Raw genomic sequence first — 4,784 nt, forward strand, 5'->3', positions numbered from 1 at the left:
GCGTGGCCGGAACCACCGCATCGATCATCGTCGCCGTGGAGGCCTGGACCGTGGTGTGCTCGGCGTCGTCGTCCGAACCCACGAAATCGTCGTTGCTCAGGAAGAAGGCGTAGTAGATCTCGCTACCGACCGGACGCGCCGGGGCGATGAATTCCGCGGTCGCCGTGTTGCCTGCCGCCGCGCTCACCGTGACCGTGCCCAGCACCGTGCTGTCGCGGGTGAAGCGCACGCGGCCGCGCGGCGGGATCACGCTCGGCGCGAGCGCGGTGACCGTAGCGCTCAGGCGCACGCCCTCGCCCGCCACACTGTTCGGATTGCCCGACTCGGACTCAGCGAGAAGCACGGTGGCCGTCGGCGCCGAGCTGACGGTGACCGGATCCGCAGCCGTGGGACCGGAGGCATTGAAGTCCACAGTCTGCGCGTAGCTGACCGTGAGGGTCTTCAGCAGCGCGGCCTTGGCCGCCGCAGCGAGCTTGGGATCAGCGTCGTCGAGCCCACGCAGGAGCTGCGAGGTGTTGCTGACGCCGGTGAACACGAAGCTGCAGCTGGTCGCCATGTCCCAATCGATGCTGCAGCCCGTGCCGCTCTCGCTGGTGGCAATGGTGACGTCGGGCGCACCGATGCCGTCGCCGGTCACCGGCCCGAGCGCCGGGCCCACCGCGGCCAGGCTCACTGTGACCGTGATCGGTTCGCCCGACACGGCATCACGATCGCCCGAGGTGTCCACCACAACGCTGGAGATCGCGACATCGCCGCGGGCGACGTTGAAGGCGAAGCTGGAGGAGGTGCTGGATGCATCCGTAAGGTCACCGGGGTAGCTGGCCACCAGCTGGGTGACCAGATCGCGCGGCTTGAGCGTCGAGGGCGGGAAGCTGCAGCTGCCGCTCGCAATGCCTGCGCTGTGCGCGCCCAGCGTGGCGACACAGCTGGCGACCGTGCCGTTGTCCGCGCGGCGAGCGTAGACGGTCACATCGCCTGTGGGATCGGCGCCTGCAACCTGCACATCCACGCTGAAGCCCTGGTTGGTCAGCGCTTCAGCGCCGACGCTGGTCGACAGCACGGTGGTCACCGTCGGCGCCGGGTTGATGGTGACCCCAAGGCTCGCCTGCGGTGCGGCGTTGTAGCTGCCGTTGCCGCCCTGGTTCGCATTGAGCGTGCAGGTGCCCGCCCCCACGATCATGACAGTGGCCGGGCTGGTCGCATTGACCGTGCAGGTGCCGGTGGTCGCCGAGGTGATGGTCACCGGCAGACCGGAGCTGGCGGTCGCGCTCGCGGTGAAGCTGCCACCCACGCTGTAGGTCTGGACGCCCGGGTCGCTGAAGCTGATCGTCTGATCGAACTTCAGCGTGGTGAAGCTGATCTGGTTGCCGTAGCTGGTGCCGACCGCGTTGGTGGCGAAAGCGCGGGCGTAGTAGGTCGTGTTCGGCGACAGGCCGGTGAGGCTGCTGCTGAAGGCGCCCGTGGTGCCGGCGGCCGTCACCACGCTGTTCGAGGTGGTGGGGTTGGTGGTCGTGGCATAGGCCACGCCGCGCTGGGTGATGGCGGCACCGCCGTCCGAGCTGACGTTGCCGCCGCTGCTGGCCGAGTCGGCCGCGATCGCGCTGGCGGCGGTGGTGCTGCTGACGGTGGGCGCGGTCTGGCTGAGCGTGGTGAACTGGACCTGCGGGCCGTAGCCGGTGCCGATCGCGTTGATCGCGTAGGCGCGCGCGTAGTAGGTCGTGCCCGGGCTGAGGCCGGTCAGGGTCACCGAGAAGCTGCCGGTGGTGCCCGAAGTGGTGGCCTTGGAGTTCGCCGTGGTCGGCGACGGCGAGGTGCTGTAGACCACGCCGCGCTCGGTGACCGTAGAAGCGCCGTCACTGCTGACATTGCCGCCGCTGTTCGCGGTCGAGCCGGTGATGCCGCTGGCCGCCGTGGTCTGGTTGACGGTGGGCTGCGACTGCACCACGCCGCCGGTCACGTCCCAACTGAACACGCCTGGCTGGCCAATGTTCGATTGATTGACCGAGTTCAGGAAGCTGGACGTGCCAGATGACGGGGTTTCACCAAACGCAGTGCCGTTGCCGGATGACCAGCCGGCGGTGGGAAAGGCGCCGCCGTTGTTGCCGGAGCCCGCCCATTGAAGGGTGCCGTAGCGCAGTTCGATCGAGAAATCGGTCGAGCCGGCAGCTCCAATCCGTCGCAGCACGATCTGCATCGTGTTCGCGCCGGCACCGGCCGAGGTCGGCGTCGAGAACGGACACACTGCGTCGAACGTCACCACCACGTAGTTCTCGGCGACGTTCTGGTTGTAGTAGATGTCGCCGCAGGTCCCCGGGTGCAGATCATCGAACTGGACCGCGACGATGGGGCCCAAGCTGTAGCCGGCGATGCCCAGCGGGCTGTAGGTATTGTTGTCGTGACCGAAGGTGACGTAGCCGTTGCTGCCGACACTCATCGAAGTGTAGTTGGTCCCGCCGAAGTTGATGCCATTGGAAAACACACCCGTCAACGACACGGATTCGAAGCTGTCGTCCGTATCGGTGATGTTGCCCAAGGTGGCCCCATACGGACTGAGCATCGCCGCCGCCCAAGCGCCCTGCGCCAGCATCAGCTGCAGGAGGACCAGGAGCACCAGGGCTCCGAAAGATCGCGATCCGGAAACGCTTCTGCGTGCCGGAGCTGTGCCGGTGTCGGCGTCAGCGCGAGAGAGTGCGGTGTTGGGTGAGCTCATGGCCTGCTTTCCGTCTGCTTGGGCATTCCGCGCGCGGGGCGCACGGCTGGCCTCACCCGGCAAGTTCCGTGCCTGCGTCACATTCGCCCGCGGCGACGGAAGAGCCGCATTCGCGGCCCCGGTGGCCCGGCTCTGGCGTGAGCTCAGCGGCCAGCAGCGACAGTTCTTTGACTTTCGCGCCGCGCTCCCACGCTGACTTCCCCGGTCAATCGCGGGGGTGCCAGCACTTGATGGGCGCCGGGTCCGAGCGGCCCCATCCGCGATGGGCCCCAAAACAGACGGGCCCGCTTGCGCGGGCCCGTCCGTGTGTCGCTGACGCTTGCGGGTGGGCTTACATGCCCACCGCCAGGTGGGTCTGCAGGGCGTTGCCGGCCTTGCTGTAGTCGAGGCGCACGCTGTCGCCCGGCCACAGCTCCATCCAGCGCGTGCCGCTCCACAGGTTCTTGCCCTCGCGCTGCAGCAGGCGGATTTCGACCAGGCCGTTGACCTCGCGGGCCAGCAGGACCAGTGCGTCGTCCCCCAGGCTGTAGCGCGCCACCGGCACGGCCTTGGCACCCTGCAGCTGGGCCTCGATGGCGGCGCCATCGATGCTCAGGGTCTGCAGGCTCGGCAGGGCCTTGAGGCTGCCCGCCAGGTTGGGCGGGCCCTCGAAGCCGTCGGCGAACAGCGCCACCTGCAGGTCCAGCGTGCTGCTGTTGTTGGCCATGTCAGGGTCGGTGTTGTTGGCCGGGGCCATCACCATCGCCGTGTTCACCACGGTCGGCGCGTTCGGGTTGACCAGGGTCGCGGTGATGGTGATCAGCACGCGGCCACCGTTCGGCAGGTCGACCAGCGTATCCACGTCACCGCTGCCGCTGGCCTGCGAGCACACGCCGCCCAGGCTGCCGGTGCAGGTCCAGGAGGCACCGCTGACCGAGGTCGGCAGAGCGTCCAGCACCTCCGCACCGAAGGCCGGGCTCGGGCCGGCGTTGCGCACGTCGAGCTCCCACACCACCAGGTTGCCGGCGACATAGCGGCCCGTCTTGACCACGGACAGATCGGCGCGCGGATCCTGCGCGGTGATGGTGAAGGTCTGCGCGGCCGAGGTGTCGATGCCGCCGTTGGCGGTACCGCCGTTGTCGCGCGCCTGCACGCTCACTGTCACCACGCCGCCGTTGCCGGTCAGGGTGTAGCTCAGGGTGCCGTTGCAGGCGATCGCCAGCGAGCTGACCACGCCATTCGGATCGGTGTCATCGACCAGGAAGCAGACCTCCTGACCCGCCTCGTTGGCCGGGCCCGGGCTGATACCGGTGATGAAGTCCGGCACCGTGACCAAGCCCACCGCACCGATGGCCGGAGTCTGGTTCGGGCCCACCGTGAAGCTGGGCGCGTCGTTGACCGCCGTCACCGTCACGTTGACCGTCGCCGTGTCCGTACCGCCATTGCCATCCGACACCGTGTAGGTGAAGGAGTCGCTGCCAAAGAAATTGGCATCCGGCTGGTAGCTGACCACGCCCGCCGCCAGTGTCGCCGTGCCGTTGGCCGGGTCGCTGACCGCGGTCACCGTCAGATCGTCACCGTCGATGTCGGTGTCGTTGGCGAGCACGTCAACCACCGTGGCCGGCGCATCTTCCAGCACGGTCAGCAGATCGTTGACGGCGGTCGGATCGTCATTCAGGCCGTCCACCGTGATGGTGAAGGTCTGCGGCTGCGAGGTGTCGTCGCCGCCGTTGTCCACGCCGCCGTTGTCCTGCACCTGCAGGGTGAAGGTCGAGGTGCCCGAGGCGTTGGCGGCCGGCGTGTAGCTGAGGTCACCGGCGGCGTCCACGCTCGGCTGCACGGCAAACAGGCTCGGGTTGCCGACCAGGGTCACGCTGTAGGCCTGCACCGACTGGCCGGACTCGTTCGGGCCCGGGTTGAAGCTGGCCCAGGCGGGCACCGTCTGCGCGCCGCTGTCCTCGTCGACCGCCGGCGGGTTGACCGCGGTGAAGCTCGGCTCGTCGTTCACGCCGGTCACCGTGATGGTGAAGGTCTGGGTGGCCGAGGTGTCGACGCCGCCGTTGTCGGTACCACCGTTGTCCTGCACCGCCACGGT

The 4,784-nt window shown here is 68.4% G+C and carries 2 protein-coding genes; both read right to left on the reverse strand.

Annotation, left to right across the window (positions count from 1 at the left end):
• Nucleotides 1–2,611: beta strand repeat-containing protein (locus BLP83_RS18020; protein WP_176764283.1), on the reverse strand; the 2,611-nt coding region annotated here is incomplete at its 3' end.
• A gap of 430 nt (nt 2,612–3,041) precedes the next feature.
• Nucleotides 3,042–4,784, reverse strand: a 1,743-nt coding sequence (locus BLP83_RS18025; RefSeq protein ID WP_143006788.1) for a tandem-95 repeat protein, incomplete at its 5' end; no start/stop codon positions are given.

Origin of the sequence: Aquimonas voraii (genome assembly GCF_900101825.1) — a bacterium.
Classification (GTDB): Bacteria; Pseudomonadota; Gammaproteobacteria; order Xanthomonadales; family Xanthomonadaceae; genus Aquimonas; species Aquimonas voraii.